This window comes from Streptomyces sp. NPDC049627, from assembly GCF_044465645.1.
In the GTDB taxonomy this organism is placed as follows: Bacteria; Actinomycetota; Actinomycetes; order Streptomycetales; family Streptomycetaceae; genus Streptomyces.
In genome coordinates, this window is the sequence record NZ_JBITLW010000003.1 from 545,294 (window position 1) to 571,884 (window position 26,591).

The 26,591-nt window shown below is 70.7% G+C and carries 24 protein-coding genes; 9 read left to right on the forward strand and 15 right to left on the reverse strand.

Annotated elements, in window-relative coordinates; translation table 11 throughout:
- Window positions 1–117 precede the first annotated feature (117 nt).
- Window positions 118–564: a DUF2550 domain-containing protein gene (locus ACIBU0_RS11615; RefSeq protein ID WP_398815302.1), complete on the forward strand. Its 447-nt coding sequence runs from the start codon at window positions 118–120 to the stop codon at window positions 562–564.
- A 23-nt stretch (window positions 565–587) separates the two neighbouring features.
- Here the strand turns inward: ACIBU0_RS11615 and ACIBU0_RS11620 are convergent, their stop codons facing one another.
- The 3 genes from ACIBU0_RS11620 to ACIBU0_RS11630 all read right to left on the reverse strand — a co-directional run bounded on the left by ACIBU0_RS11620 (window position 588) and on the right by ACIBU0_RS11630 (window position 4,355).
- Window positions 588–2,408 carry a glycosyl hydrolase family 18 protein gene (locus ACIBU0_RS11620; protein ID WP_398815305.1) on the reverse strand — a complete coding sequence of 607 codons (1,821 nt, stop codon included), beginning with the start codon at window positions 2,406–2,408 and terminating at the stop codon, window positions 588–590.
- Between the two features lie 139 nt (window positions 2,409–2,547).
- Window positions 2,548–3,189 carry a response regulator gene (locus tag ACIBU0_RS11625; protein WP_398815308.1) on the reverse strand — a complete coding sequence of 214 codons (642 nt, stop codon included), beginning with the start codon at window positions 3,187–3,189 and terminating at the stop codon, window positions 2,548–2,550.
- A complete protein-coding gene (locus ACIBU0_RS11630; RefSeq protein ID WP_398815311.1) occupies window positions 3,186–4,355 on the reverse strand; it encodes a sensor histidine kinase in 1,170 nt (389 codons plus the stop codon). The genes ACIBU0_RS11625 and ACIBU0_RS11630 overlap by 4 nt, the downstream gene beginning before the upstream one ends.
- Window positions 4,356–4,507: 152 nt before the next feature.
- Here ACIBU0_RS11630 and ACIBU0_RS11635 point away from each other — a divergent pair, with 152 nt between their 5' ends.
- A complete protein-coding gene (locus ACIBU0_RS11635) occupies window positions 4,508–5,053 on the forward strand; it encodes a hypothetical protein (RefSeq protein ID WP_398815314.1) in 546 nt (181 codons plus the stop codon).
- Here ACIBU0_RS11635 and ACIBU0_RS11640 read toward each other — a convergent pair.
- The 3 genes from ACIBU0_RS11640 to ACIBU0_RS11650 are packed head-to-tail and all read right to left on the reverse strand — an operon-like array spanning window position 5,050 to window position 7,196.
- Complete coding sequence (locus tag ACIBU0_RS11640; protein ID WP_398815317.1) at window positions 5,050–5,622, reverse strand: cob(I)yrinic acid a,c-diamide adenosyltransferase; 573 nt, start codon at window positions 5,620–5,622, stop codon at window positions 5,050–5,052. The genes ACIBU0_RS11635 and ACIBU0_RS11640 overlap by 4 nt on opposite strands.
- A gap of 13 nt (window positions 5,623–5,635) precedes the next feature.
- Complete coding sequence (locus ACIBU0_RS11645) at window positions 5,636–6,385, reverse strand: ABC transporter permease (RefSeq protein WP_398815320.1); 750 nt, start codon at window positions 6,383–6,385, stop codon at window positions 5,636–5,638.
- Between the two features lie 28 nt (window positions 6,386–6,413).
- The gene (locus tag ACIBU0_RS11650; protein WP_398815323.1) at window positions 6,414–7,196 is read right to left on the reverse strand and encodes an ABC transporter ATP-binding protein; all 783 of its coding nucleotides are present in this window, start codon (window positions 7,194–7,196) and stop codon (window positions 6,414–6,416) included.
- Window positions 7,197–7,275: 79 nt separating this feature from the next.
- Between ACIBU0_RS11650 and ACIBU0_RS11655 the strand changes: the two genes are divergently transcribed.
- The 4 genes from ACIBU0_RS11655 (at window position 7,276) to ACIBU0_RS11670 (ending at window position 12,260) form a co-directional block, all read left to right on the forward strand.
- A complete protein-coding gene (locus ACIBU0_RS11655) occupies window positions 7,276–7,917 on the forward strand; it encodes a TetR/AcrR family transcriptional regulator (protein WP_398815326.1) in 642 nt (213 codons plus the stop codon).
- A 137-nt stretch (window positions 7,918–8,054) separates the two neighbouring features.
- Window positions 8,055–8,903: a 3-hydroxyacyl-CoA dehydrogenase family protein gene (locus tag ACIBU0_RS11660; protein WP_398815328.1), complete on the forward strand. Its 849-nt coding sequence runs from the start codon at window positions 8,055–8,057 to the stop codon at window positions 8,901–8,903.
- A 205-nt stretch (window positions 8,904–9,108) separates the two neighbouring features.
- On the forward strand, window positions 9,109–9,432 hold the full coding sequence (locus ACIBU0_RS11665; RefSeq protein WP_030046661.1) for an STAS domain-containing protein: 324 nt from the start codon (window positions 9,109–9,111) through the stop codon (window positions 9,430–9,432).
- Window positions 9,433–9,716: 284 nt separating this feature from the next.
- Window positions 9,717–12,260: an ATP-binding protein gene (locus ACIBU0_RS11670; RefSeq protein WP_398815332.1), complete on the forward strand. Its 2,544-nt coding sequence runs from the start codon at window positions 9,717–9,719 to the stop codon at window positions 12,258–12,260.
- 88 nt (window positions 12,261–12,348) lie between these two features.
- On the opposite strand, the gene nucS is transcribed toward ACIBU0_RS11670, so the two are convergent.
- Window positions 12,349–13,020, reverse strand: a complete 672-nt coding sequence (gene nucS / locus ACIBU0_RS11675; protein ID WP_398815335.1) for an endonuclease NucS — start codon at window positions 13,018–13,020, stop codon at window positions 12,349–12,351.
- Between the two features lie 264 nt (window positions 13,021–13,284).
- Between nucS and ACIBU0_RS11680 the strand changes: the two genes are divergently transcribed.
- A complete protein-coding gene (locus ACIBU0_RS11680; protein WP_215161494.1) occupies window positions 13,285–13,677 on the forward strand; it encodes an SCO5389 family protein in 393 nt (130 codons plus the stop codon).
- A gap of 113 nt (window positions 13,678–13,790) precedes the next feature.
- Here ACIBU0_RS11680 and ACIBU0_RS11685 read toward each other — a convergent pair whose 3' ends face one another.
- Complete coding sequence (locus ACIBU0_RS11685) at window positions 13,791–14,819, reverse strand: LLM class flavin-dependent oxidoreductase (protein ID WP_398815339.1); 1,029 nt, start codon at window positions 14,817–14,819, stop codon at window positions 13,791–13,793.
- A 223-nt stretch (window positions 14,820–15,042) separates the two neighbouring features.
- Between ACIBU0_RS11685 and ACIBU0_RS11690 the strand changes: the two genes are divergently transcribed.
- The gene (locus ACIBU0_RS11690) at window positions 15,043–15,384 is read left to right on the forward strand and encodes an ATP/GTP-binding protein (RefSeq protein WP_398815342.1); all 342 of its coding nucleotides are present in this window, start codon (window positions 15,043–15,045) and stop codon (window positions 15,382–15,384) included.
- Between the two features lie 7 nt (window positions 15,385–15,391).
- Here ACIBU0_RS11690 and ACIBU0_RS11695 read toward each other — a convergent pair whose 3' ends face one another.
- From ACIBU0_RS11695 to mce, 7 genes are all read right to left on the reverse strand, one after another.
- Window positions 15,392–16,264 carry an ABC transporter permease subunit gene (locus tag ACIBU0_RS11695; RefSeq protein WP_398815345.1) on the reverse strand — a complete coding sequence of 291 codons (873 nt, stop codon included), beginning with the start codon at window positions 16,262–16,264 and terminating at the stop codon, window positions 15,392–15,394.
- Entirely contained in the window at window positions 16,261–17,574 is a 1,314-nt protein-coding gene (locus tag ACIBU0_RS11700; RefSeq protein ID WP_398815347.1) for an ABC transporter ATP-binding protein, read from the reverse strand. Before ACIBU0_RS11700 ends, ACIBU0_RS11695 begins: the two co-directional genes overlap by 4 nt.
- Window positions 17,575–17,707: 133 nt before the next feature.
- Window positions 17,708–18,478: an ABC transporter permease gene (locus ACIBU0_RS11705; protein WP_398815349.1), complete on the reverse strand. Its 771-nt coding sequence runs from the start codon at window positions 18,476–18,478 to the stop codon at window positions 17,708–17,710.
- 2 nt (window positions 18,479–18,480) lie between these two features.
- Window positions 18,481–19,434, reverse strand: a complete 954-nt coding sequence (locus ACIBU0_RS11710; RefSeq protein ID WP_398815352.1) for an ABC transporter ATP-binding protein — start codon at window positions 19,432–19,434, stop codon at window positions 18,481–18,483.
- Window positions 19,435–19,590: 156 nt separating this feature from the next.
- Window positions 19,591–20,526, reverse strand: coding sequence for a hypothetical protein (locus ACIBU0_RS11715; RefSeq protein WP_003997840.1), 936 nt, complete (start codon window positions 20,524–20,526; stop codon window positions 19,591–19,593).
- 183 nt (window positions 20,527–20,709) lie between these two features.
- On the reverse strand, window positions 20,710–24,558 hold the full coding sequence (gene scy, locus ACIBU0_RS11720) for a polarized growth protein Scy (protein WP_398815355.1): 3,849 nt from the start codon (window positions 24,556–24,558) through the stop codon (window positions 20,710–20,712).
- Between the two features lie 211 nt (window positions 24,559–24,769).
- Window positions 24,770–25,210 carry a methylmalonyl-CoA epimerase gene (mce, locus tag ACIBU0_RS11725; protein ID WP_398815570.1) on the reverse strand — a complete coding sequence of 147 codons (441 nt, stop codon included), beginning with the start codon at window positions 25,208–25,210 and terminating at the stop codon, window positions 24,770–24,772.
- 148 nt (window positions 25,211–25,358) lie between these two features.
- On the opposite strand from mce, the gene ACIBU0_RS11730 reads away from it, so the two are divergent.
- Complete coding sequence (locus ACIBU0_RS11730; RefSeq protein WP_398815358.1) at window positions 25,359–26,561, forward strand: acetyl-CoA C-acetyltransferase; 1,203 nt, start codon at window positions 25,359–25,361, stop codon at window positions 26,559–26,561.
- The last annotated feature ends 30 nt before the right edge of the window (window positions 26,562–26,591 follow it).

Consider the following 26,591-nt stretch of genomic DNA (forward strand, 5'->3'; position numbering starts at 1 on the left):
CTCAGCCGCGGCTGGGACCGGAGCAATCCGGTGCCGGTCGCGGCTGAGGCAGATATGGATGTTTTTTCCGTTCCGTTACCTACTGAAGGTACCTAGGAGACGAGGAGGTCGGTGTCGATGGTCCTCGCTCTGACTGTGTGCGGAATCGTGGTCGCCCTCGTGGTGCTGGGGTTGTTCGTCTTCGGTCTGCGCCGCAGGCTCATCCAGCGCTCCGGCGGCACCTTCGACTGTTCCCTGCGCTGGGACGTGCCGGAGAAACCCGACCCCAGCGGCAAGGGCTGGAGCTACGGCGTCGCCCGCTACAACGGCGACCGCATCGAGTGGTACCGCGTCTTCTCCTACGCCTACCGCCCCCGTCGCATCCTGGAGCGCGCCTCGATCGAGGTGGCCGGCCGCCGCGTCCCCGACGGCGAGGAGGAGCTGGCGCTGCTCTCCGACGCCGTGATCCTCGTCTGTCTGCACCGGGGCACGCGCCTGGAACTCGCCATGAGCGAAGACGCGCTGACCGGTTTCCTCGCGTGGCTGGAGGCAGCCCCGCCCGGTCAGCGCGTCAATGTCGCTTAGGGGTCGCAACCCCTGGAACTGCTTTACGACAGCCCGCTGTTGATGGCGCTCACCAGCTCGCCATTGCTGCTGTCACCGCTGAACTCCCAGAAGAACGCGCCGCCGAGCCCCTGGTTCTTGGCCCAACTCATCTTCCCGGCGATCGTCGAGGGAGTGTCGTACGACCACCAGTTGCTGCCGCAGTGCGCGTACGCGGTGCCGGCGACCGTGCCGGTGGCCGGACAGGACGTCTTGAGGACCTTGTAGTCCTCGATGCCCGCCTCATAGGTGCCGGTCGCCGGGCCCGTGGCGGTGCCGCCGGGGGCGGACTGGGTGACGCCGGTCCAGCCGCGGCCGTAGAAGCCGATGCCGAGCAGGAGCTTGCTGGCCGGGACGCCCTTGGCCTTGAGCTTGGCGATCGCGGCCGCCGAGTTGAAGCCCTCCTTCGGGATGCCCGTGTACGACGTGAGCGGCGAGTGCGGGGCGGTCGGGCCGGTCTTGTCCCAGGCGCCGAAGTAGTCGTACGTCATCACGTTGTACCAGTCGAGGTACTGCGCGGCGCCGCCGTAGTCGGCCGCGTCGATCTTGCCGCCGGACGAGGCGTCGGCGGTGATGGCGGCGGTGATCAGGTAGTTCGAGCCGAACTCGGCACGCAGTGCCTGCGTGAGGTTCTTGAAGGCCGCGGCGCCGGAGGTGTCGCAGGTCAGGCCGCAGGCGTTCGGGTACTCCCAGTCGATGTCGATGCCGTCGAAGACATCGGCCCAGCGCGGGTCCTCCACGACGGCCTTGCAGGACTTGGCGAACGCGGCGGCGTTGGCCGCGGCCTGGCCGAAGCCGCCGGAGTAGGTCCAGCCGCCGAACGAGTACAGCACCTTGATGTTCGGGTACTTCGCCTTGAGCTGGCGGAGCTGGTTGAAGTTGCCGCGCAGCGGCTGGTCCCAGGTGTCGGCGGTGCCGCTGACGGACTGGTCGGCGGTGTAGGCCTTGTCGTAGGCGGCGTAGGTGTCGTCGACGGTGCACTGACCGTTCTTGACGTTGCCGAACGCGTAGTTGATGTGCGTGATCTTCGACGCGGAGCCGGACGTCACCAGGTTCTTGACGTGGTAGTTGCGGCCGTAGACGCCCCACTCGGTGAAGTAGCCGAGCTTGACCTTGTCGCCCGTGGGCGGCTCGGTCGTGCCGCCGGTGGTGCGCACCGCGCGGGCGCCGCTGGCCGGGCCGGTCTGGTCGGCGGTGTCGCGGGCCTGGACGGTGTAGGAGTAGTCGGTGCCGGCGCTCAGGCCGGTGTCGGTGTACGACGTGGTCGTCACCGTGGCGACCTTGGCGCCGTCGCGCAGGACGTCGTAGTTCTTGACGCCGTTGTCGTCGGTGGCGGCCGACCAGGTCAGCTTCACCGAGGTGTTGGTGATGTCGGAGGCGCTGGGCGTGCCGGGGGCGGAGGGCGGGTTGTCGCCGGGGACGCTGCCGCCGTCGCAGCTGCCGCCGTTCAGCTTGCAGTTCGCGGGGGAGCCGGAGCCGGCGCCGTTGAAGCCGAAGGAGACGGAGGCGCCGGGGGCGAGGGTGCCGTTCCAGGACTTGTTCTTGGCGGTCCAGTGGGTGCCCGACGAGGTGACGTCGGCGTCCCAGGCGGAGGTGACGGAGGTGCCGGAGGGGAAGTCCCACTCGACGGTCCAGGAGCTGAGCGTCGTGGTCCCGGTGTTCTTCACCGTCCACTTGCCCTCGAAGCCGGAGCCCCAGTCCTGGGTCTTGGCGTAGGTCGCGGTGGCGGACGTCGCGGCCTCGGCGGGGCTCGCCAGGCCGACGAGACCGGCCAGCGGGAGCAACAGGGTCGCGAACCCTGCGGCGGCTCTGTGTCTGAAGCGCATGCTGCGCCTCCTTGTCGGGGAGTCAGGGGCAGGCATGACTGAGCCTCATGCCGCACACGGTGCGGTGAGAATAGAAAGGTCTGGACCACAGGTCAATAGGTCTGGACCACTAGCCCCTTTGGGTTGCGTTACGCCCCCTCTAGATCCCCAACTCCTGCGCCAGTACGGCCGCTTGGACCCGGCTGCGCAGCTCCAGCTTCCCCAGCAACCGGCTGACGTGCGTCTTCACCGTCGCCTCGGCCATGTCGAGCCGGGCCGCGATGCCGGCGTTGGACAACCCCTCACCGAGACAGGCCAGCACCTCGCGCTCGCGGCGCGTGAGGGCGTCCAGCACGGACGGATCCGCCGTCGGCTCCCGTACCGGCTTCGCGGCGAACTCGGCGATCAGGCGCCGGGTGACGGCCGGGGCGATCAGGCCCTCGCCGCGCGCCACCGTCCGGACCGCCTCGATCAGGTCCTTCGCCTCCGTGTTCTTCAGCAGGAACCCCGCGGCCCCGGCGCGCAGCGCCCCGAACACGTACGCGTCGAGGTCGAAGGTGGTGAGCACGAGGACATCGGCCAGCCGCTCGGCGACCACCTGCCGGGTCGCCGACACCCCGTCCAGCCGCGGCATCTGAACGTCCATCAGCACCAGGTCGGGCCGCAGCTCACGGGCCATGGCCACCGCCTGCTCACCGTCCGCCGCCTCGCCGACGACCTCGATGTCGGGCGCGCTGCGCAGGATGAGCACCAGGCCCGCGCGGACGGCGGACTGGTCCTCGGCGACCAGGACGCGGATCATTCTCTGTCTCCTTCGGTCACGGGGAGCGTGGCACGTACGACCCAGATCTTGCCGTCGGGGGAGTCCTCGGGGCCTGCCTCGAAACGGCCGTCCAGCAGCGCGGTCCGTTCCTGCATGCCGACGAGCCCGGCGCCCGAGCCGGGAGCACGCGGCCCGTCGCGGTCGCCGAAGGGACTGGCCACGGTCACGGTGAGCGAACCGTCCTGCTGTGCGAGGTCGACCGTGACCCGGCCGGGGGAGGCGTGCTTGAGGGCGTTGGTCAGGGACTCCTGGACGATGCGGTAGGCGGCGAGTTCGACGGGGGCGGGCAGGCTGCCGTACTCGCGGTCCAGGGTGATGTCCAGGCCGTTGTTGCGGGCGCCCTCGACCAGGGACCCGAGCCCTTCGAGTGTCGGGGCCGCGGCAGGTTCCAGGTCGCCGCTGCTGTCGCGCAGGATGCCGATCAGGCGGCGCATCTCGGACAGTCCCTCGACGCTGTTCTCGCGGATGACGGTGAGGGCGTCCCGGGAGGTGTTCGGATCGTCGAGGGAGAGCGCGGCGGTGGAGTGGATGGCGATGGCCGAGAGGTGGTTGGCGACCATGTCATGCAGCTCGCGGGCCATCCGGGCCCGCTCGGCGCCGACGGCCTGGGTGCGGTCCATCTCGGCGAGGAGCGCCGTCTGCTCGGCCCGCAGCCGGGCTGTCTCGGCGGCGTCGCGGTGGTAGCGGACCAGCGCGCCGGTCGCTGCCGGGGCGAAGGAGACCACGCCGGTCACGAATCCGACCAGCAGCGCTTCGGGCGCCCGCCACCACGCGAGGAGCCCGACCGTCACGCCCGCGGTGACCAGGCCCGTGCTGATGGGCAGGCGGCGGGCGGCGGCGGGGGTGCCGTACAGGGCGGCCGCGTACATGAGGTCCGTGTACATCGTGATCGTGGCGATGCTGCTGACCGTGAACTGGTCGACGACCAGCATGACGGTGCCGAGGACGACAGCGGGCTGGGGTCTGGTCCTGCGCAGCAGTTCGAGTGCGGCCATCACGACGAGGGGCAGCAGCACCCAGGCCCCCGGCAGAAGCCGGCCCGAATTCAGGTTCTGTCCGAGCGCCCAGAACAGGATGCCGCAGAGCAGCCCGGCGACGGCGACGCAGACGTCGAAGCGGTGCGGGCGGGGCAGTCGTACGGCCATGTCTCCATCCAACACGGGCCGGACGCTCACCGCTTGATGCTCGCGAAGGGACCTGGACTGCATCTTTCGATGTACCGCCACTTCGTCACCGGCGACGACGAAAGCGGCCGGTTCCGACGCGAGCCTGGAAGGAGGACTGAGAGGAGCGAGTGGTGATCGTCGGACTGATCGTCGCGTGCGAGGTGGCCTTCTGGGTGCTGCTGGCGGCAGGACTGGCCTTCCGGTACGCATTCCGGATGCCGCGGGTTGGCCTCGCGCTGCTGCTGTGCGAGCCGCTGCTGGAGATCGTGCTGTTCACCGTCACCGCGATCGATCTCAAGAACGGCGCGGAGCCCGACTGGAAGCACGGCCTCGCCGCCGTCTACATCGGCTTCACCGTGGGCCTGGGCCACTCCACGATCAAGTGGGCCGACGCCCACGTCGCCCACCGCTTCGCGGGCGGCCCGCCGCCGGTCCGGCCGCCGAAGTACGGCACGGCCCGCGCCGTCCACGAATGGAGGGTCGCGGGCCGCTGGATCCTCGCGGCGGTGGTCGCCATGGCCCTGCTCCAGACCGCGGTCTGGTACGTCGGCGGCGACGGCGGGACCGAATCGCTGCGGGCGTGGCAGCAGCGCATGCTGTGGGTGATCGGCATCAACGTGATCATCGCCGGCAGCTACACCCTGTTCCCGAAGCGGGAACCGGCGAAGCAGCGCTAACGCTCCCCGCCCGGCACCCACAGCACGTCCCCGACCTCCTTGTTCGCCGTGCGCGCCAGGATGAACAGCAGGTCGGACAGCCGGTTGAGGTAGGTCGCGGTCAGCGGGTTCATCACCTCGCCGTGGACCTCCAGCGCCGCCCACGTCGACCGCTCGGCCCGTCGTACCACCGTGCAGGCCTGGTGCAGCAACGCCGCTCCCGGCGTTCCCCCGGGCAGGATGAAGGACCGCAGCTTCTCCAGCTGCTCGTTGAAGCGGTCGCAGTCCGCCTCCAGCTTGTCGATGTAGAACTGTTCGACTCGCAGGGGCGGGAACTCGGGGTTCTCCACCACCGGCGTCGACAGGTCCGCACCCACGTCGAACAGGTCGTTCTGCACGCGGGTGAGGACCTTGACGATCTCCTCGTCCAGGTTCCCCAGCGCGATCGCCGTGCCGATCACCGCGTTCGCCTCGTTGGCGTCCGCGTACGCGGAGATCCGCAGATCGGTCTTGGCGACCCGGCTCATGTCGCCGAGGGCGGTGGTGCCCTGGTCGCCGGTCCTGGTGTAGATGCGCGTCAGATTGACCATGTGGCCAGCGTAGTTACGCTCCGGCCGTCCGGAAGACCCGTGTGCCCACCGTCACGGCCAGTGCGGTGAGGGCGACGGCGACCAGAGCGCCGTACAGCATGTGCGTCGTGCCGTACGAGCCGACGTACGCGTCCCGCATCGCGTCCACCAGATAACGGAACGGCATGAAGTGGGACAGGACGTCCAGCCACGCCGGCCCCAGGGTCATCGGGAGCATCAGCCCCGACAGCAGCATGGACGGCATGCTCACCGCGTTGATCAGGGGCCCGAACTCCTGCGGGGTGCGGACCTTCATCGCCACCGCGTACGACAGCGAGGCCAGCGACACGGTGAGCAGCCCGACGAACGCGAAGCCGATCAGCACCCCGGCGAGCGGGGCGCGCAGCCCCATCACCACCGCCGCCAGCACCAGCAGCACCGCCTGGAAGACGAACACCGTGGCGTCGCGCAGCACCCGGCCGAGCAGCAGGGCGAGGCGGCTGACGGGAGTGACCCGCATGCGTTCCACCACCCCCTGGCTCTTCTCGATGATGATCACGAACCCCGCGAACAGGGCCCCGAACAAGCCGAGTTGCAGCAGCAACCCCGGCACCAGCACCTGCCAGGAGCTGCCGCGCCCGCCCAGCGGCAGATCGGTCAGCAGGGGACCGAAGAACAACAGGTACAGCAGTGGCATCAGGACGCCGAAGAGCAGCGCGAAGCGGGAGCGCAGTGACTGGCGGACGTACCGGCCGTAGATGAGGGCCGTGTCGTGCAACAGCATCGGAGGAGTCCTCTACGGATACGGGGGGCTAGACGGCTACGGGGGTCTGGTCGGCCGGCGCCGCGCTGCGGCCCGTGATGGCGAGGAACGTGTCCTGGAGCGTGGCGTCGATCGAGCCGCCGTACTTCAGCTTCAGCGCGGTCGGGGTGCCCTCCGCCACGACCACGCCCTTGTCGACGATCACCAGGCGGTCGGAGAGGGCGTCCGCTTCGTCGAGGTAGTGGGTGGTCAGGAAGACGGTCGTGCCGTACGCGTCGCGCAGCCGGCGGACCAGGTCCCAGAGGTCGGCGCGGCTGCCGGGGTCCAGGCCGGTGGTCGGCTCGTCGAGGAAGAGGACCTTCGGGCGGTGCGTGAGCGCCAGCGCGATGTCCAGGCGCCGCCGCTGCCCGCCGGAGAGCACACCGCACTTGCGGTCCAGCAGCTCGGTCAGGTCCAGGTCGCGGGCCAACTCCTCGGCGCGCTCGGCGGCCTGGGTCTTCGTCAGGCGGTACAGGCGCCCCTGGGTGACGAGTTCCTCCCGCACGGAGATCTGCGGGTCGACCCCGCCCGACTGGGCGACGTAACCGCATGCCCGGCGCACCCCCGTGGCGTCGGTCGCGAGGTCGCAGCCGGCGACGGTGGCCGCGCCGCCGGTGGGGGCCAGGAGGGTGGTGAGCATCCGCAGGGTGGTCGTCTTCCCGGCGCCGTTGGGGCCCAGGAAGCCGAGGATCTCGCCCTCGCGGACGGTCAGATCGATCCCGCGCACGGCCTGAACGGGGCCGAGCTTCGTCTGGAAGGTACGGGCCAGTCCGGCCGTACTGATGATTGGCATGACCCCAGAAAAGCAGAGTCTCTGAAAGTTTGCAACGACCCCAAAATTTAAGAGAGCCCACGAAGATAGGATGTGATCCATGGCAGAGGGGCTCAGGGAGCGGAAGAAGCGCGAGACCAGGCAGCGGATCTCGGACATCGCGACGGGGCTGTTCCTGGAGCACGGGTTCGTGACGGTGACCATCGCGGACGTCGCCGAGGCGGCGGACGTGTCCGTGAACACCGTCTACAACTACTTCCCGGCCAAGGAGGACCTCTTCTTCGACCGCTCCGCCGGCGTCGTCGAACAGCTCTCGCGGTGGGTGCGGGCCCGGGACAAGGGTGAGTCGGCCGCCCGGGCCGTGCTGCGCGAGCTGCGCGCCGAGGCCGAGGCGGTCTCGCCGCGCCTCGGCCTCATGGAGGGTTACGACCGCTTCATGCGCGTCATCCACGAGGCACCCCCGCTGCGCTCCCGGCTGTGGAGCCTCCAGCAGGAGATCCACGACCACCTCGAAGCGACCGTGCGCGAGGAGACCGGCGCCTCCGACGACGACCCGCTGCCGGGGCTGATCGCCGGTCAGATCTCCTGGATCCATCAGACGGTCTTCGTCACCGTCGGCCGCGAGATGCTCAAGGGGCGCAATCCGGACGAAGTATCACGGGAGGTGCTGGTGCTTCTCGACGACATCGAGGAGCTGTTGAGCGAGAAGGTGCTCAACTACGCCGTCCGAGGCGTGCAATGACCCGTGCCGGTGTGATGTCCGTCAGATGAGACGTGACTCGCGTTACTAACCGGTCACACAGTCCCTCACGAGCGCTAAGGTCCGCCGAAGAGGCAACCTAAACAGGGTGTAAGGCGTTTCAAAGGGGAGTCGCAACAGTGGCACGGAAGCTTGCCGTCATCGGCGCCGGCTTGATGGGTTCCGGGATCGCCCAGGTCTCCGCGCAGGCGGGCTGGGACGTGGTCCTGCGTGACGTCACCGACGAGGCGCTCAAGCGGGGCACCGACGGCATCAAGGCGTCGTACGACAAGTTCGTCAGCAAGGGCAAGCTGGAGGCGCACGCCGCCGACGCCGCCCTCGCCCGCATCACCGCGACCACCGACCTGGACGCCGCCGCCGACGCGGACGTCGTCGTCGAGGCCGTCTTCGAGAAGCTGGAGGTCAAGCACGAGATCTTCCGCGTCCTCGACAAGATCGTGCGGCCGGACACCGTGCTCGCCTCCAACACCTCCGCCATCCCGATCACCAAGATCGCGGCGGCCACCGAGCACCCGGAGCGGGTCGTCGGCGTGCACTTCTTCTCGCCGGTGCCGATGATGCAGCTCGTCGAGCTGGTCCGCGGTTACAAGACGAGCGACGAAACCCTCGCCACCGCGCGGGAGTTCGCCGAGTCCGTCGGCAAGACCTGCATCGTGGTGAACCGGGACGTCGCCGGCTTCGTCACCACCCGGCTCATCTCGGCGCTCGTCGTCGAGGCCACCAAGCTCTACGAGTCGGGCGTCGCCACCGCCGAGGACATCGACCTCGCCTGCAAGCTGGGCTTCGGTCACGCCATGGGCCCGCTCGCCACGGCCGACCTCACCGGCGTCGACATCCTGCTGCACGCCACCAGCAACATCTACACCGAGTCCCAGGACGAGAAGTTCGCCCCGCCGGAGCTGATGCGCCGGATGGTGGACGCGGGTGACATCGGCCGTAAGAGCGGGCAAGGCTTTTACAGCTACTGAGCATTCGTAAAACCGCACAGTCCCCTGGCGTGTCACGCGATGGGGTGAATTCGGTATCGGTTCGCTTACAGACGGCAACCTCTGACCGCTCAACGCAGTCAGAGGTTGCATCACCGGCCGCAGCGAAGACTCATAGCAAGCACAGGCACAAGCACAAGCACTGGCAACGCATCGCGGAGCACGAACGCACGCTTGGGGAGCGCATATGCACATCAGGGGCGACCACGCCGAACTGGTCGTCGGGGGCGTCCTCGACGTCCGCAGCGCGGCGGACGCCCGTACGGTCCTTCATTCGGCCGTCGACGACGGAGTCGGCGATCTGGTGCTGGACCTGTCCGAGCTGGACTCCTGGGACGCCACCGGACTCGGCGTGATCATGGGGGCACACCGGCGGGCCGGCCGCTGCGGCCGGCGTCTGGTCCTGCGTGGCGTACCGCCGCAGATGCAGCGCCTGCTGGTGGCCACCCGGCTGCACCGGATCCTGGCGATCGAGGGCGGCATCGGGGTGGAGTCACTGCCCCGGGTGTGACACCCGGCACGGCTGGGGCGGGACGGCCGGACGTTCCGGTTGCGAAGTGCACGTCGGGCGCAATCCTCATGAGACTGTGACGTCTCGGGCGGCGCGGTACCCCGACCTGTCGTAGATACTGTGCGAAGGTTTAGGGTTCGGCTGCCCGCCGACCAGACACACCCCTTCGAGCGGGCCCGGACCAGAAGCGACAGCGCGGTGTGCAAAGGCCGGGAGGGGCCCTGGTCCTGTCACCGGAGACAGGAACCTCAGCACACGAGACGCTTTTGGGGGGCTTGGAACCTATGGACCCGAACAACCGGGGACCCGAGGAGTACGGCCATGACGCCGACGGCCCGTCGTCGCGCCAGCGCCCGCCCAGGGATCCCCTCACACCCGACTTCGGACAGCACACGCCCGCGCTCGCCCGCACGGTGCAACTGGTCTCGGGCGACCACCTGCTCACCGTCAACCCCGTCGACGGCAGCGAGATCGAGGCCTGCCCGCCGGGAGAGCGTCCCGCGCGGCCCGAGAAGCTGACCCCGGCCGACCGCGCCGAGGCCGACCGCGCCGCGAAACCGCCCGTCCCGCCCGGCCCCACCCGCCCCGCACAGCCCCTGCTCGCCCGCCAGGACGAGCGCGAGGAGCTGGTACGGATGCTCGCCCGCGGCCGCTCCGTACGCCTCGTCGGCGCCCCGGGCGCCGGCCGCACCAGCCTCCTCGACCTCGTCGCCGAGGACTGCGCGGACCTGGCCCCCGACGGCGTCGTCCGCCTCACCGGCTTCCACCGCACGCCCGAGGACCTGCTGTACGACCTGTTCTACGCCGTCTACAGCGCGCCCCTGTACCGCCCGGAACAGGACGAACTGCTCTCCTTGGTCCGGGAGATCGGCGCCGTCGTCGTCCTGGACGACATCGAGTTCGGCGGCGCCGCGCTCGACGAGCTGCTGGACGCGACCCCCGAGTGCGCCTTCCTGCTCGGCGCCACGCCCGACGTGCCAGCGCCGTCCGCCGAGTCCGGCATCGAGGACGTCGTCCTCGCCGGTCTCGACCGTGCCGCGAGCGTGGAGCTCCTCGAGCGCGGCGTCGACCGGGTCCTCACCGAGGACGAGGCGAACTGGGCGGGCGACCTGTGGTTCGAGTCGGAGGGGCTGCCGCTGCGGTTCGTCCAGGCCGGGGCGCTGCTGCGGCAGCGGGACCGGCTGCGGGCCGGGGCGGACGCCGTCGACGAGTACGGGGTCTTCGAGGACGCGCCGCCCGCCGACGCGCCCTTCGACGCACCGTTCGGGGAGGAGTCCGGCAGCCAGGAGGTGCCTCTGCCGTCGCTCGGCGAAGCGGCCGGCCCGGCGCCGCTGCTCGCCTCCCGGCTCAGCGCCTCGGCCCGCGCCACCCTGAGGTTCGCCGTCGCGCTCGGCGGCGAGGTGCCGCACCAGGCGCATCTGCCCGCGCTGGTCGGCGACACCCACGCGGACGCCGCGCTGGGCGAGCTGGCCGCCTGCGGCCTCGTCTCACCCGTCGGCTCCCGCTACCGGCTCGCCGCCGGCGTGCAGGCCCAGCTGGAGGCCGCCGGATACACCGAGGACGTGCGGGACAGCGCCCTCACCGCCGCCCGGCACTACACCTGGTGGGCCGGGCATCCCTCGGTCACACCGGAGCGCGTGTGCGCCGAGGCGGACGCCGTGCTCGCCGCGCTGGGCGTGCTGGTACCCGGTACGACGCCGCCCGCCGAGGACGAGGAGAGCCCGACCGTCCGGCTGGCCCGCACGGCCGCGCCCGCCTTCGCCGCGGGGCTGCACTGGAGCGCCTGGGAGCGGGCGCTGCGGGCCGGTGCCGAGGCCGCCAGGCTGGCCGGTGACGTCGCCGAACAGGCCTATTTCCACCACGAGCTGGGCATCCTCGCGCTCTGCGGCGGCCGGCTGGACCGGGCCCGTGCCGAGCTGGAGACCTCCGTCGGGCTGCGCGGCGCCCTCGCCGACAAGCGCGGCACGGTGGCGGGACGCCGTGCCCTCGCGCTGGTCTCGGACCGCTCCGGTACGACACCGGGCGTCGCCGCCTTCGCCGCCACGGCGGGGGAGGAGGTGCCGGACGCGCGGTACGAGGAGTCGCAGTCGCCGCCCGGAGGCGTGCCGACCGCGTTCCCGCCGGGCGGGGAAGCCACGACGCTGGTCACCCACCAGGCCTCCTCGCCGTCGTCGTCGGCCTCGCACAAGGGCCGCGGCGGCGTCCGGAACTTCGCGCGCCGCAACCTCGTCGCGGCCGGCGCGGGCGCGCTGCTCGTCGCCGTGCTCGGCACGGTGGTGACCCTCGGCGCGACCTCCGACAACGACCCGGGCGACCCGTCCACCCAGGTCGGCGTCAACCCGTCCGCCAGCCAGGGCATCGGCGACGACAGCCTCGGTGCCGACAAGGCGGAGGGTGACGGGAAGAACTCCGGAGACACGGGTACGGCGACGAGCCGGCCGACGGATCCGGGGCCCGACGGCACCCTCGGCACGTCGGACGACCCGACGCCGACGGAGACGGCAGGGCCGTCGGACGACCCGAGTGGAACGCAGGGTTCCGGTGGCGGTACGACGACCTCTCCGACGAAGCCGCCGTCGTCGACGACGAGGCCGCCGTCCTCGTCCAGGCCGCCGACGAGTCCGACGACTCGACCGACTTCGCCGTCGCCTACGCCCACGCCGACCGAGAGCACGTCGCCCACGCCGACGGAGCAGCCCACGACGACGGAACCGACGACCTCGGACTCGGCCAGCGGCCCTGCCTCCAGCGCCCCTGTGAGCAGCTCGGCAAGCGCACCGGAGACGAGCGGGGCAGGCACGGCGAGCAGCGCGGACCCCGTGATCTGACGCACCACCCACCCAAGAGGGCCGGGTCCACTCCTCGGACCCGGCCCTCACCGTCGTAGAACCGCCAAAACCTGCTGACGACCGCCGGTCAGAACAACCGCAGCTTGTCGTCCTCGATGCCCCGTAGCGCGTCGTAGTCCAGCACCTGGCACCCGATCCCCCGGTCCGTGGCGAGGACCCGGGCCTGCGGCTTGATCTCCTGGGCGGCGAAGATGCCGCGGACCGGCGCGAGGTGGGGATCCCGGTTCAACAGCTCCAGGTAGCGGGTGAGTTGCTCTACGCCGTCGATCTCGCCCCGGCGCTTGATCTCGACCGCGACCGTCCGGCCCTCGGCGTCCCGGCACAGGATGTCCACCGGGCCGATCGCCGTCATGTACTCGCGGCGGATGAGCGTGTAGCCCTCGCCGAGGGTCTCGATGCGGTCGGCGAGGAGTTCCTGGAGGTGTGCTTCCACGCCGTCCTTGATCAGGCCGGGGTCCACGCCCAGTTCGTGCGAGGAGTCGTGGAGGATCTCCTCCATCGTGATGATCAGCTTCTCGCCCGCTTTGTTGGTGACCGTCCAGACGTCCTTTTGCTCACCGTCCCCCTCCTTCAGGGTGCAGGGCGGCGACATCCAGTTCAGGGGCTTGTAGGCCCGGTCGTCCGCGTGGATGGAGACGCTGCCGTCCGCCTTGACCAGGATCAGACGGGGCGCCGAGGGCAGGTGGGCGGTGAGCCGGCCCGCGTAGTCGACGGAGCATCGGGCAATGACGAGACGCATGGTCGGCAACGCTACTCGACGGGCACGGGTGCACGCGATTCGCCCTGGGGGAGTCCGTATGACCCCGGACTGCCCCTGTTCATTTCTGGCCGATTGTGGGCCTAACGAGGACCGCCCATGTACGCAATCTCCTGGTGCGGTCACCGTCTGTTGCCTACCGTATTAAACGGGAGGTCGCGAGGCGTGTACGCAGAGTGTTCGATATCGCGAACTCCCTTATCTGTCAGGCAACCCCTGCGCTTCGGGGGTGCGAGAGGAGAACCCATGTCGCTCGACGTCTCACCGGCCCTACTCGAACAGGCCGAGCGAGGCGAGGTCGACGAAGCCGCCTTCGTCGACTGCGTCCGGACCTCCCTGCCCTATGCATGGGAGATGATCAGCTCCCTGGTGGCCCAGCTGAAGGTCGACGGCGGTCAGTTCGCCGACAACCAGACGCCCCCGCCGGACGAGCAGGCACGTGGCCAGTTGCTGCGTGCGCTTGCGAGTGACGCGATACGCGGCGCGCTGCAGCGGCACTTCGGGGTGCGACTGGCCTTCCAGAACTGCCACCGGGTGGCGGTGTTCCCGCTCGACGCCTCGGTCGACGAGACGCTTGCGCGCTTCACCTCGGTCCGCAGTCAGCTGCTGAACCAGTCTCCGGAATTCAGGGACTGCTGACGCAGGCAGTCGCTTGCTTGCCGCTCCGTACGCGGGAGGTGCATTCAGTACTGGGGCGGCAAGCCCCCCGGCGGACCGGGCCGTTCGGCGCGCACAGGGACATCAAGGGGCTTTCAGCCGAGGTGCGGCAGCACTTCGGCGCCCAGCCGTCGTACGTTCTCCTCGGTCGCCGCCAGGTCGCCCGAGCCCTCGACGAGCAGGGCGAAGCGGGAGATGCCGGTCCGTTCGCTGGTCGCCGCCAGGCGGTCGGCGCACAGGCGTGGAGTGCCCACGGGGTGCAGGCCGCAGAGCAGTTCGGTGTACGCCAGCGGGTCGCGCATCGCGCGATGGCGGCCGTCCACCGTCACATGGGCCTCCAGGCCCTGCCGGAGCCAGCCGGGCATCGCCTTCGTGAGGGTCTCCACCGCGTCCGTGCGGCGGTCCGCGATCTGGCAGACGCCGGCCGAGACATGGGCCGCGGCATGGATCTCCTCCGCGGGCCGCCCGGCCGCGCGGGCGTACTCCCGCCACAGGGCGACCATCTCGGCCTTCTCCTCGTCGCCCACATGCATGCCGAGCAGCATCGGCAGCCCGCGCTCGGCCGCGAGGCGCACGCTCCGGGGCGATGTGCACGCGACGACGACCTCGGGCCCCTCGACGTCCGTGAGGCACTCCGACGGCCTCGGGACGACGGGGACCTCACGGAAGCCGAACCGCTCGCCTGCGGCCGCGACGGAGGGCTCGCGCAGCCAGCGCAGCAGCAGATCGAGTGATTCCGGGAACCCCTCCTCGTACGCCTCGAGACCCGAGCCGAACACCTCCAGATCCACCCAGGGGCCGCCGCGCCCCACACCCAGCGAGAACCGCCCGCCGGACGTGATGTGCAGCAGCGCGGCCTGTTCGCCGAGGGCCACCGGGTGGGCGGTGGGCAGCACGCTGACCGCCGTGCCGACCCTCAGCCGCCGGGTGCGGCCGAGCAGTAAAGCGGCCAGGGTGACCGCGGACGGACAGGTGCCGTACGGCACGAAGTGGTGCTCGGCCAGCCAGACCGTGTCGAGCCCCGCCTCCTCGGCGACCTCGGCGGAGCGGACCGCGCGGTGCAGCGCCTCCCCGTCGCCCTGTCCCGGGAACCGGGCCGCCAACACGAAACTTCCTACGCGCATCGCTTTTTCCTGCTTCCTTGGCTCCGACGCGGAGCTCCCCCACCCGGCATAACCGTCTGACACGTGCCGAGGACACGGCCTGGCGAAGGGATTTGCGGATTGTCTGCAGAATGGATCCGCGGGGTGAGGGACTTGTGGGGGTTGGTCCCGTACGAATACCCCTGTCCGTGCCGCGTAGGCTGGACATGACCCGTGCATCCTGTATAGCCCCGTGAGGTGTTCCGTGTCCCCGCGTCGCAACCGGCCCAACGGCCCCAGAGGAGCTGCCTCGTCCGGAGGCAGCGCCGAGGACGACCGCTCCGGCCGTTACGGCGGCTGGCAGTCCACGGAGAGCTGGCAGGGCGAGGAGTGGAACGTACGGCATGTGGCGGGTGCGAGCGCCCAGGGCAAGGCGTACCGCTGCCCGGGCTGCGACCAGCTGATCCCGGACGGCGTCCCGCACGTCGTCGCCTGGCCGGACCACGCGGGCGTCGACGACCGCCGCCACTGGCACAAGGCGTGCTGGAACGCGAAGGACCGCCGCACCACGCGGGTGCAGCGGTCCCGTAACGCGCCGAGGTTCTGAACCCGGCCTACACGTCGCGCTTCTCCAGCAGGGCGTAGGCGCCGGCGAACGCGGCGGCCGTGACGCCGAGCATGATCCACAGCGGGTCCCAGCCGGACGGGCCGGTCTCGGTGAGGGACTGGGCGTAGAAGACGCTGAACTGGTTCGGGATGGAGTACTCGAACAGGGCCTGCTGGACGTCCTGGAGGGACTCCGAGAACATGAACAGCGCGATGACCAGCGGCGCCAGCACCACGCCGATCATGATCGTGATCGCGCCCGCCGAGTGCCGGATGATCGAGCCGACGACGAGCGAGAGCAGGCCGAGCAGCGCGATGTAGAGCGAGATGCCGAGCGTGCCCTTCAGCCACTCCGAACCGCTGGGCTCGCGCGCGCCCTCCAGCAGCGCCACATCCATGAGGGCGACGAGAAGCACCGACGCCAGCGTCACGACGAACGCGACCGCGAAGAACACGATCGCCTTCGCCACCAGCACCCGGCTCCGGCTCGGGCACGCCGTCATCGTGGTGCGGATCATGCCGGTGCCGTACTCCGAGGCCGTGGTCAGCACGCCCAGGGTGATGATGCACATGCTGCCGAGCAGCAGGCCGAAGAAGCCGAACCCGAGCGGGTTCTGGTCGGCCAGGCTCCCCTCCGAGGAGTTGCCGGCCACCAGCGCGACGGTCGCCAGGCCGATGCCGACGACGAGCAGCACGAACACGCCGAGCGTCCACATCGTGGAGCGCACCGAGCGGATCTTCGTCCACTCCGAGGCGAGCGCATGCCCGAGGTGCGTGCGCACGACGGGGATCGGCGAGGTGTAGGTGGGGTACGACGAGCCGGGCGCCGCCTGCCAGTTCGGTGCGGCGGTCTGCGGCATCGGGGGCTGGGGCGTGCTCATCGGGCGTCCTCGGGCTTGGTCGGGGCGGCGGGGGCGGGCGGGGCGGCGGACTGCACGGGGGCGGCCACGGGCGGCTGTGCGGGCGCCTGCGGGGGCGCGGGCGGGGCGGCGGCCGGTTGACCCGCGGGCTGTCCCGGAGCCGGGCCGGCCGACGCCTGAGGCGGCTGGGGCGCCTGCTGGGCGTACGGGTTGGCCGTACCCGCGCCCGGCGCCGCGGGAGCGCCGTACGGACCGGCGGGCGCCTGGCCCGGCGCGCCCTGCGGCGCGGCGAACGGCTGCCCGCCCGGCTGGGGCGGCGGCGGGGCGTACCAGCCCGGCTGGCCCTGACCCGGGACCGGCATCGGCGGCTGCGCGCCCGGCGGCAGCGGCTGCTGGAGCCCTTCCTTCTGGTCGACCGTCGAGCGGTAGTCGACCGCGCCCTGCGTCATCCGCATGTACGCCTCCTCCAGCGAGGCCTGATGCGGCGACAGCTCCCACAGCCGTACGTCGGATTCGTGCGCGATGTCGCTGATGCGGGGGAGCGGCAGCCCGGTCACCCGGAGCCCGCCGTCCTGCTCGGGCAGCACGTGGCCGCCCGCCTCGGTGAGCGCTCCGGCCAGCTTCTCGCGCAGCTGCGGCTCGGTGTCGGGCGTACGGACCCGGGCGAAGCCGGCGGAGTTCGCCGCGATGAAGTCCTTGACGCTCATGTCGGCGAGCAGCTGCCCGCGCCCGATGACGATCAGGTGGTCGGCGGTCAGCGCCATCTCGCTCATGAGGTGCGAGGAGACGAAGACGGTACGGCCCTCGGCCGCCAGCGACTTCATCAGGTTGCGCACCCAGAGGATACCCTCGGGGTCGAGGCCGTTGACCGGCTCGTCGAACAGCAGCACCTGGGGGTCGCCGAGCAGCGCGGCGGCGATGCCGAGGCGCTGGCCCATGCCGAGCGAGAAGCCCTTGGAGCGCCTCTTGGCCACGTCCTGGAGACCGACCACGCCCAGCACCTCGTCCACCCGGCGGGCCGGGATGCCGGACAGCTGGGCGAGGCTCAGCAGATGGTTGCGTGCCGCGCGGCCGCCGTGCACCGCCTTGGCGTCCAGGAGGGCGCCGACCTGGCGGGGGGCGTTGGGCAGCTTGCGGTACGGATAGCCGCCGATCGTCACCTGCCCCGCGGTCGGGTTGTCCAGGCCGAGGATCATCCGCATCGTCGTCGACTTGCCCGAGCCGTTGGGGCCCAGGAAGCCGGTGACGGAACCGGGCCGCACCTGGAAGGACAGGTTGTACACAGCGGTCTTGTCGCCGTAGCGCTTGGTCAGGCCGACTGCTTCGATCATGCTCCGCACCCATCGGAAGGATCAGGACAGCGGGGCACACGCCCCCGTAAGGGTTAGGAGGATATCGAGGCGCTGACGGTTCCACTCAAGGGCAAGTAAAACCTCGCGCCCACCGTTTCCCCCGGGCCCCTCGCTAAGCGTCCCGTTTCCTGAGCGTGGCGTAACCGCCGGCGATCGCCACGAGCACCCACAGCGCCATGATGCCGAGCCCGCCCCAGGGACCGTACGGTGTGTCGTCGTCGACCGGCGTGACCACCTGCATGATCTTGCTGCCGGCCTGGTCGGGCAGATAGCGGCCGATCTTCTCGGTGGCCGAGACATTGCCGAGGATGTTGGAGACCAGGAAGAAGAACGGCATCAGGATGCCCAGCGACAGCATCGGTGAGCGCAGCATCGCGGCGACGCCCATCGAGAACATCGCGATGAGGGTCATGTAGAGCCCGCCGCCGATCACCGCGCGCAGCACTCCCGGGTCGCCGATCTCCGCCTTGTGCTCGCCGAGCATCGCCTGCCCGAGGAAGAAGGCGACGAAGCTGGTGGCCAGGCCGACGACGAGTGCGAGGCCGGTCGCCACGGCGATCTTGCTGAACAGGAAGGTGCCGCGCTGCGGCACGGCCGCCAGCGAGGAGCGGATCATGCCGGTGCTGTACTCGTTCGAGACGACGAGCACCCCGAACTCGATCATCGCGAGCTGACCGAGGCTCATCCCGGCGAAGCTGATGAAGGTCGGATCGAAGGAGAGCCTGTCCCGCTCGCTCATGTCGTCGAACTCGTTCGCCGACAGGCCCGCGATCAGCATGCCGAGGGCGATGGTGACCACCACGGCGAGGGAGAGCGTCCACACGGTGGAGGCGACGGACCGGATCTTGGTCCACTCGGAGCGGATGACCTGGGTGGCTGCCATGTTCAGCTCCTCCTCCAGCCGTCGCCCCACTGCTGCCCGTGGGGCGGCGCCGCGGACTGCGCGTGGTACTCCACCGACTCGGCCGTCAGCTGCATGAACGCCTCCTCCAGCGAGGCCTGTTGCGGGCTCAGCTCGTGCAGCACGACCCCGTGCCGCGCCGCCAGCTCCCCGATCTGCTCCGCCTTGCCGCCGTCGACCTCCAGCGAGCCGTTGCCCGTCTCCACCGCCGTGATCCCGGCCGTGTGCAGCACGTCGAGCAGCCGCTCCCGCTGCGGGGTGCGGATCCGGACGTACGACTTCGAGTTCCGCTCGATGAAGTCGGCCATGGTCGTGTCGGCGAGCAGCCGGCCCTGCCCGATGACGACGAGGTGGTCGGCGGTCAGCGCCATCTCGCTCATCAGATGCGAGGAGACGAAGACGGTACGGCCCTGTGCGGCAAGGGATTTCATCAGGTTGCGGATCCAGTGGATGCCCTCCGGATCGAGCCCGTTGACCGGCTCGTCGAACATCAGGATCCGCGGGTCGCCGAGCAGCGCGCCCGCGATGCCGAGCCGCTGTCCCATGCCCATCGAGAAGCCCTTGGTCTTCTTCCGCGCGACCGCCGTGAGCCCGACCGTCTCCAGCACCTCACGCACCCGCCGCTTCGGAATGCCGTTGCTCTGCGCCAGGCACAGCAGATGGTTGTAGGCGCTGCGCCCGCCGTGCCAGGCCTTGGCCTCCAGCAGGGCGCCGATGTACGTGAGCGGATCCTTGAGCTGGTCGTAGTGCTTGCCGTCGATACGGACGTCCCCGACGGTGGGACGGTCGAGCCCGAGGATCATCCGCATGGTGGTCGACTTGCCGGCGCCGTTGGGCCCGAGGAACCCCGTGACCATACCCGGTCTGACGGTGAAGGTGAGGTTGTTGACCGCCACCTTCTCGCCGTACCGCTTGGTCAGCCCCTCGAGCTCAATCATGCGCCCACGCTAGGGCCGGGTTCCGGCCGCTGCCACCCCACCGGGCAAACGGAGGCCGACGAGGGCGGCAACAGCGGTCATCGCCGTCGGGCAGCCGGTACGCCAAAGGCCCGCACCCTCGGGGGAGACGGTGCGGGCCTCTGATCGCGCTACTGGTTACCGGGTCTGCTGAGCCGGCACCCCGCGGGAGATCGGCTCGTCCTCGGCCGGCGTGCCCGCGGCGGCCACCGCGGCACCGGTGAGGGTCGCCAGCATCTCGCGGACGTTCGTCAGCTGAGCGTTGATGCTGTCGCGGCGGTTGGTGAGGGCCGCGAGCTCGCGCTCGGATTCCGAACGGATGCGGTCGGCCTTGGCGTTGGCGTCGGCCACGATGTCCTCGGCCTGGCGCTGGGCGGTCTCCACCGTCTGGCGGGCGCGGCGCTCGGCGTCGGTGCGCAGCTTCTCGGCCTCCAGGCGCAGCTGCTCGGCGCGGTGCTCGATCTCGGCGAGGCGCTTCTCGGCCTTGGCCTGACGCGACGCCAGGTCGCGCTCGGACTGCTCGCGGCGCTTGGCGAGGTTCGTCTCGAAGTCGGCGGCAGCCTGCGCGGCCTTGGCGCGGGTCTCCTCGAAGAGGGCGTCCGCCTCCTCGCGCTTGGACTGCGCGTCCTTCTGCGCCTCGGCACGCAGCTGAGAGGCGTCGCTCTTGGCCTTCTCGACGATCCGGACGCCCTCGTCCTCGGCCTTGGCCTTGCGCTCCGCAGCGAACGATTCTGCGTCGTTGCGGACCTGCTGGGCCGCCGACTCGGCGAGCTCGCGGTGCTGCTCGGCGGCGCGGCGGGCCTCCTCGCGCAGATCCTTGGCCTCTTCCTCGGCGAGGCGGAGGATCTTCTCGACACGCGCGCCGAGACCCGCGTACGACGGCTCTGCGTCGGTCACGGCGGCCTGGGCGTTCTGCGTCTCGAGGTGGAGCTCCTCGATGCGCTTTTCCAGAGCGGTGATGCGGGCGAGAGCGCTGTCACGGTCGGAGACGAGCTTGGAGATCCGTTCGTCCACCTGAGCGCGGTCGTACCCACGCCGCACAAGCTCGAAGCCGTAGGGGGAAGTGTCGCTCATGGGGTTCCTGTCGAATGAGACCGGTGAGGTGATAGGTGGAATCCTAGGGGCCGAAGCGGTGTGTCATCGAGCGGATGCGTGTTTGATCTGGAGAATGACACCCCTTTTGGGTGGCTAACCCCAGGACTGCTTGCCAAAGATCTGGTCAAAGGCCCCAGAAAACACCGGAGTCCGGTCTCTTGGCTAGCTGTCCGGCGACTTGCCACCCGATCGGGGGGCGCCCACCGTCGCGCCGGCCTTGACCCCGCCGTCCTTGCCCGCGGACGGCGCCTCGAAGGACTCCAGCGCCTCCAGGACGTCCTGGACGCGGGAGATCTCGGCGTTGATGTCCTCGCGGCGCCGGACCAGGACCTCCAGCTCGCGCTTGCCCTCCTCGACCGTGCGCCTGGCCTCGCGGATCGCCTCGGCCTTGAGCTCCTCGGCCTCCTTGATCAGCGAGGACCGCTTCTGCTCGGCCTCCTTCAGCAGGCCCTCGGCCTTCTTGACGGCGGCGATGCGGACCTTGCCCGCCTCGGAGTTGGCCTCCGAGACGATCTCCTTGGCCTTGGCCTGCGCCTTGGCCAGCTGCTCCTCGGCGGCCTTGATGAGGGCGTCGCAGCGGTCCCCGGTCGACTTCATCGTCTCGGCGGCCTCGCGGCGGGCCCGCTCGTGCAGGTTCTCGATCTCGGTCGTGATGCGGTCGCGCAGCTCCTCCGCGCGCTCCCTGATGGCGGTCGCGTCCCGGCGGGCGCCGACGAGCAGCTCGTCCGCGTCCGTACGGGCCTTCTCCACCATGGAGTTGCCCTCCACCGTCGCCTCGGAGACCAGCCGGTCGGCCTCCTTGCGGGCGGCGCCCACCATGGTGTCGGCCTGCGCCTCGGCGTCCGCGGTCGTCTTGTGCGCCTGCGTCTGCGCCTCGGTGAGCAGCTTGTCCGCCTCGGCCGTGGTCTCGGTGATGAGCTTGTCGACCTGCTCGGCCGCCTCGGAGCGCCGCTTGTTGGCGTCCTTGCGGGCCTCGTCGAGGGTGCGCTCGGCCTCCTCGCGCGCGGAGGCGACCAGCCGCTCGGCCGTCGCTTCCGCGTCCGCCTTGAGCTGCTGGGACTCGCTGCGGATCCGCTCGGCGTGCGCCTGCGCCGACCCGACGGTCTCCGCGGCCTCGGCACGCAGCCGCTCCGCCTCCGAGGTCGCGTCCCCGACCAGCTTCTCGGCCTTGGCGAGCGCCTCGGCGCGCACCCGGTCGGCCTCCGCGACCGTCTCCGACTGCAGCCGCTCCGCCTCGGAACGCGCCTCGGTGATGAGGGTGTCGGCCTGCGTCGCCGCGTCCGACCGGATCCGGTTGGCGTCCTCACGGGCGTCCGCCCGGGTGCGCGCGGCCGCCTGGTCGGCCTCGGCGATCTTGTCCGACGCCTCGGTACGGACCCGCTGGGCGTGCTCGGAGGCGTCCGACCGCAGCCGCTCCGCCTCGGCGATCGCCTCCGCCATGGTGCGCTCGGCGAGGGACTTGGCGGCCTCGGCCTCCTCGCCCGCCTCGCGCCGGATGCGGCCCGCGTCCTCGCTGGCCCGCTCCCGCTCGGCGTACGCGTCGGAGCGGACCCGGTCCGCCTCCTCCTGCGCCTCCCGGCGGGTACGGTCCGCCGCGTGCTCGGCGGCACTGCGCAGCCCGGTGATCTCCTCCTGGGCCTGCTCGTGCAGTCCGGCCACGGAGTCGCGCACCTGCTGGGCGTGCTGCTCGGCGGCGCCGACCATCTCGGTGGCGCGCCGGTCGGCCTCCTCGACCAGCCGCACCGCCTCGGCCTGCGCCTCCTCCACCCGCTTACGGGCGGAGGCCAGCAGCTCCTCGCTCTGCTCGCGGGCCCGCTCCCGCTCCTGGTCGGCCTCCTGCCGTGCGGAACCGAGCAGTTCCTCGGCCTCGCGACGGCGCCGGGCGGCCTCCTCCTGGGCGGCGGCCAGTGTCTCGGACGCCTCCGTGGCGAGCCGCTCGGCGGCGGCCTGGGCCTCGGCCCGTACCCGGTCGGCGGTGTCCTGGGCCTCCGACTTCAGCCGCTCGGCCTCGGCCGCGGCCTCCGACCTGAGGCGTACGGCGACGGCCTCGCCCTCGGCCCGGGACGCGGACGCGTCCGACGCGGCCTCGGTGCGCAGCCGGTCGGCCTCCTCCTCGGCCTGCTGCTGCAGGGTGCGGATCCGCTCGGCGGCCTCGGTGCGGAGCCGGTCGGTCTCCTCGGCGGCCTCGCGGCGGATGCGCGCGGCCTCCTCACGGGCGTCGCTGAGCGCCTGCTCGGCGGCGGCGAGCCGCTGCTCGGCCTCGGTCTGCAGCCGGGTCAGCTCCTCGGCGGCCTCCGCCCGGCGGGCCTCGACGGCACGCTCGGTCTCCTCGCGCAGCTCGCGCGCGGCGCGCTCGGCGTCGGCCTTGATGCCCTCGGCCTGCTCGACGACCTCCTCGCGGTGCCGTTCGGCCTCCTGACGGGTGCGCTGGAGGGTCTCCTCGGCCTGGCGGCGCAGCGTCGTCGCCCGCTCGATGGCCTCGGTGCGGACCTTCTCGCTGTCCGTGGTGGCCTTCTGGCGCAGCTCGTCCGCGTCGGCCTTGGCCTTGGACAGCAGCTCCTCGGCGGTCTTGGCCGCCTCCTCGATCTGCTGGACGGCCTCCTTGCGGGCCTCCGCGCGGATCTTCTCGCCCTCGGCGACCGCCTCGGAGCGCAGCTGCTCGGCCTCGCCGCGCAGCCGGCGGGCCTCCTCCTGCAGCTCGACCGTCTTGGCGCGGTACTCCTTGGTGTCGTCCTTCGCCGCGCCTTTGAGCTGCTCGGCGATGTCGTGCGCCTCGGCGCGCAGCCGGTCCGCCTCGGCCTCGGCCTCCCTGCGGATGCGCTCGGCCTCCTCGGCCGCGGCCTTGGTGGTGTTCTGCGCGTCCTCCTGCGCCTTGTTGAGGACGTCCTCGGCGGTCTTGGCCGCCTTGGACAGCGCGGTGGCGCTCTCCTCGGCGGTGATCGTCCGGGCCTTCTCGGCGGCCTCGGCCAGCAGCTTCTCGGCCTCGGCGCGGGCGTCGGCGATGACCTGCTCGGCGTCGGCCTTGGTGTTCTCGGCCTCCTTGGTGGCCTCCTCGACCAGCCGGGCGACCTGCTCCTTCGCCGTACGCGTGCGGGTCTCGTTGGCGGCCTCGGCGGACGCGAGCGCCTTGGCGGCGTTCTCCTTGGCCTCGGCGACGAGCTTCTCGGCCTCGGACTGCGCCTTGCGCAGCGCCTCCTCGGCCTCCGTCATGCGCTGCTCGGCGGCCCGGCTGAGCTCGGTGGCCTGCCGGCGGGCGGCGTCCGACTCGGTCGCGGTGGAGCTGCGCAGCTGCTCGGCGTGGTCGGTGGCCTCCTGGGCCTGCGTGGAGGCGGCGTTCAGCAGCCGCTCGGCGTCCGTACGCGCCCGGCGCAGGATCTGCTCGGCCTCCGCGCGGGCCTCCTCGGCCGCGCTCTGCAGCCGCTGGCGGGCCTCGGCGGTGAGCCGCTCGGCCTCGGCACGGGCGGCCGCCATGGCCTGCTCGGCCTCGGCACGGGACTCGTCGAGGAGCCGGCGGGCCTGCTGCTCGCTGCGGGCGCGCAGCTGCTCCGCCCAGGCCACGTTCTCGTTGACGTGCGACTCGACGGTCTGGCGCCGCTCGGCCAGCTCCTGGTCCAGCTGCTGGCGGCGGGTGACCGCCTCCTGGTGCAGCTCGGCCTGGAGCCGGGCCGCCTGCTCGGCGTGCTCCTGGAGGATGCGCTGGGTCTGTGCGCGGGCCTGGCTCAGCTCCCGCTCGGCGTCCTGGCGCAGCTGGTCGGCCTGGATCTGGGCGTTGCGCAGCAGCTGCTCGGCCTGATAGCCGATGTCGCCGCCGGCGAAGTCGGGCCGGGACATGATGGTGCGCCGCGCCTCGTGCAACTTGGCGCGCAGCACCTCGACCTGGTAGCCGAGGTCCTCGGCGTGCTGGATCGCCTTCTCCCGCTCGGTCTTCAGCCGATCCATCTCGGCCTCGAACCGAGAGAGGTGGTCGACGTCAGCCGCCGGCTCTCGCTCCTGGCGTTCGTAGCCCCGCACTGCGCGGTCCCATCCGTCCCCTGGTCGCAAGTCTCTCCATACGAGCACCGTCCATCCGCCGAACGGGGCCCCCGGGGAATGGTGTCAGATCAACGGCGGAGCACGGGCTGTTGCCCCACCCTCGTCCCCCGAAACCCGGACCCCGGACATGGCGGTCACCCTGGACTGAGCGGCGACCGCCCCCAACCCTACCGGCCCATATGTACGAGGGTCAGTGCTCAGGCGACTCAACAGGCGCCGAAGTGACCAGTTCTGTCAGTACGCCATGGCAATCCTTCGGGTGCAGGAAGGTGATTCGTGACCCCATGGAGCCGCGCCGGGGCTCTTCGTACAGAACGCGTACGCCCTTCTGCTTGATGTCGGCGGCGTCGCCGTCCACATCCGCCGTACCGAAAGCGATGTGGTGGACACCCTCGCCGTTCTTGTCGAGCCACTTCGCGACGGTGGAGTCCGGGCGTGTGGGCTCGAGAAGCTGCAGGTAGGAGGCGCCTCCGTCGGAGGTGTCGTTGATCTTGAGCATGGCCTCGCGGACGCCCTGCTCCTCGTTGACCTCGGAGTGGAACACCTCGAAGCCATAAGTGGCCCGGTAGAACTCGACGGTCTTGTCGAGATCGAAACAGGCGATTCCGATGTGGTCGATTCGCGTCAGCATGGTGTTCAGTGCAGCGCTCCCGCCGTGGTTACGCAACGTGCGCGCGATCACACCGACGGCCCGGTGACGGCACGGAGTGCCACTCAGTACATTCGAAGTAAACCCTCGTTCACTCCTCGGCAGTGCAGCCGGAAGGGGATCGCACCTCATGTCTGGATCGAACAGCACGACCTCGGTGATCGTCGCGGGGGCGCGTACCCCCATGGGACGGCTGCTGGGCTCCCTCAAGTCCTTCTCCGGAGCCGACCTCGGCGGCTTCGCGATCAAGGCCGCCCTCGACCGTGCGGGGATCGGTGGCGACCAGGTGCAGTACGTGATCATGGGCCAGGTGCTGCAGGCCGGGGCCGGGCAGATCCCGGCGCGCCAGGCCGCGGTCAAGGCCGGCATCCCGATGAACGTCCCGGCGCTCACGATCAACAAGGTGTGTCTGTCCGGCCTCGACGCGATCGCCCTCGCGGACCAGCTGATCCGCGCCGGCGAGTTCGACGTGATCGTCGCGGGCGGCCAGGAGTCCATGACCAACGCCCCCCATCTGCTGCCGAAGTCCCGCGAGGGCTTCAAGTACGGCGCGGTGCAGATGATCGACGCGATGGCGTACGACGGTCTGACCGACGCCTTCGAGAACATCGCCATGGGCGAGTCGACGGAGAAGCACAACACGCGCCTCGGCATCCAGCGCCCCGAGCAGGACGAGATCGCCGCCCTGTCCCACCAGCGTGCCGCCGCCGCGCAGAAGAACGGCATCTTCGAGGCCGAGATCACCCCGGTCGAGATCCCGCAGCGCAAGGGCGACCCGGTTCTCTTCAGCAAGGACGAGGGCATCCGCGGGGACACCACCGCGGAGTCGCTGGGCAAGCTGCGCCCCGCGTTCTCGAAGGACGGCACGATCACGGCCGGCTCCTCCTCGCAGATCTCGGACGGCGCGGCCGCCGTGGTCGTGATGAGCAAGGCCAAGGCGCAGGAGCTCGGCCTGGACTGGATCGCGGAGATCGGCGCGCACGGCAATGTGGCGGGTCCGGACAACAGCCTCCAGTCCCAGCCGTCCAACGCCATCCTCCACGCCCTGAAGAAGGAGGGCCTGGAGGTCTCCGACCTCGACCTGATCGAGATCAACGAGGCCTTCGCCGCCGTCGCGGTGCAGTCAATGAAGGACCTCGGAGTGTCCACAGAAAGGGTGAACGTCAACGGCGGAGCCATTGCCCTGGGTCACCCGATCGGTATGTCGGGTGCGCGTCTCGTCCTGCACCTGGCCCTGGAGCTGAAGCGCCGGGGCGGCGGCATCGGCGCGGCCGCGCTGTGCGGTGGCGGCGGTCAGGGTGACGCACTGATCGTGCGGGTACCCAAGGCCTGAGTTCTCCTTTGTAGGACCTTCTTTGTGAAC

What these genes read in the sequence shown, in the direction of transcription:
- ACIBU0_RS11620 (WP_398815305.1), bottom strand. Translation starts at nt 2,408, where the DNA reads ATGCGCTTCAGACACAGAGCCGCCGCAGGGTTCGCGACCCTGTTGCTC.
- ACIBU0_RS11650 (WP_398815323.1), bottom strand. Translation starts at nt 7,196, where the DNA reads ATGCCAATCATCAGTACGGCCGGACTGGCCCGTACCTTCCAGACGAAG.
- ACIBU0_RS11625 (WP_398815308.1), bottom strand. Translation starts at nt 3,189, where the DNA reads ATGATCCGCGTCCTGGTCGCCGAGGACCAGTCCGCCGTCCGCGCGGGC.
- nucS (WP_398815335.1), bottom strand. Translation starts at nt 13,020, where the DNA reads ATGCGTCTCGTCATTGCCCGATGCTCCGTCGACTACGCGGGCCGGCTC.
- ACIBU0_RS11680 (WP_215161494.1), top strand. Translation starts at nt 13,285, where the DNA reads ATGTCGCTCGACGTCTCACCGGCCCTACTCGAACAGGCCGAGCGAGGC.
- ACIBU0_RS11655 (WP_398815326.1), top strand. Translation starts at nt 7,276, where the DNA reads ATGGCAGAGGGGCTCAGGGAGCGGAAGAAGCGCGAGACCAGGCAGCGG.
- ACIBU0_RS11640 (WP_398815317.1), bottom strand. Translation starts at nt 5,622, where the DNA reads ATGGTCAATCTGACGCGCATCTACACCAGGACCGGCGACCAGGGCACC.
- ACIBU0_RS11670 (WP_398815332.1), top strand. Translation starts at nt 9,717, where the DNA reads ATGGACCCGAACAACCGGGGACCCGAGGAGTACGGCCATGACGCCGAC.
- ACIBU0_RS11630 (WP_398815311.1), bottom strand. Translation starts at nt 4,355, where the DNA reads ATGGCCGTACGACTGCCCCGCCCGCACCGCTTCGACGTCTGCGTCGCC.
- ACIBU0_RS11705 (WP_398815349.1), bottom strand. Translation starts at nt 18,478, where the DNA reads ATGGCAGCCACCCAGGTCATCCGCTCCGAGTGGACCAAGATCCGGTCC.
- ACIBU0_RS11730 (WP_398815358.1), top strand. Translation starts at nt 25,359, where the DNA reads ATGTCTGGATCGAACAGCACGACCTCGGTGATCGTCGCGGGGGCGCGT.
- ACIBU0_RS11715 (WP_003997840.1), bottom strand. Translation starts at nt 20,526, where the DNA reads ATGAGCGACACTTCCCCCTACGGCTTCGAGCTTGTGCGGCGTGGGTAC.
- ACIBU0_RS11685 (WP_398815339.1), bottom strand. Translation starts at nt 14,819, where the DNA reads ATGCGCGTAGGAAGTTTCGTGTTGGCGGCCCGGTTCCCGGGACAGGGC.
- ACIBU0_RS11710 (WP_398815352.1), bottom strand. Translation starts at nt 19,434, where the DNA reads ATGATTGAGCTCGAGGGGCTGACCAAGCGGTACGGCGAGAAGGTGGCG.
- ACIBU0_RS11695 (WP_398815345.1), bottom strand. Translation starts at nt 16,264, where the DNA reads ATGAGCACGCCCCAGCCCCCGATGCCGCAGACCGCCGCACCGAACTGG.
- ACIBU0_RS11700 (WP_398815347.1), bottom strand. Translation starts at nt 17,574, where the DNA reads ATGATCGAAGCAGTCGGCCTGACCAAGCGCTACGGCGACAAGACCGCT.
- ACIBU0_RS11645 (WP_398815320.1), bottom strand. Translation starts at nt 6,385, where the DNA reads ATGCTGTTGCACGACACGGCCCTCATCTACGGCCGGTACGTCCGCCAG.
- ACIBU0_RS11665 (WP_030046661.1), top strand. Translation starts at nt 9,109, where the DNA reads ATGCACATCAGGGGCGACCACGCCGAACTGGTCGTCGGGGGCGTCCTC.
- mce (WP_398815570.1), bottom strand. Translation starts at nt 25,210, where the DNA reads ATGCTGACGCGAATCGACCACATCGGAATCGCCTGTTTCGATCTCGAC.
- ACIBU0_RS11615 (WP_398815302.1), top strand. Translation starts at nt 118, where the DNA reads ATGGTCCTCGCTCTGACTGTGTGCGGAATCGTGGTCGCCCTCGTGGTG.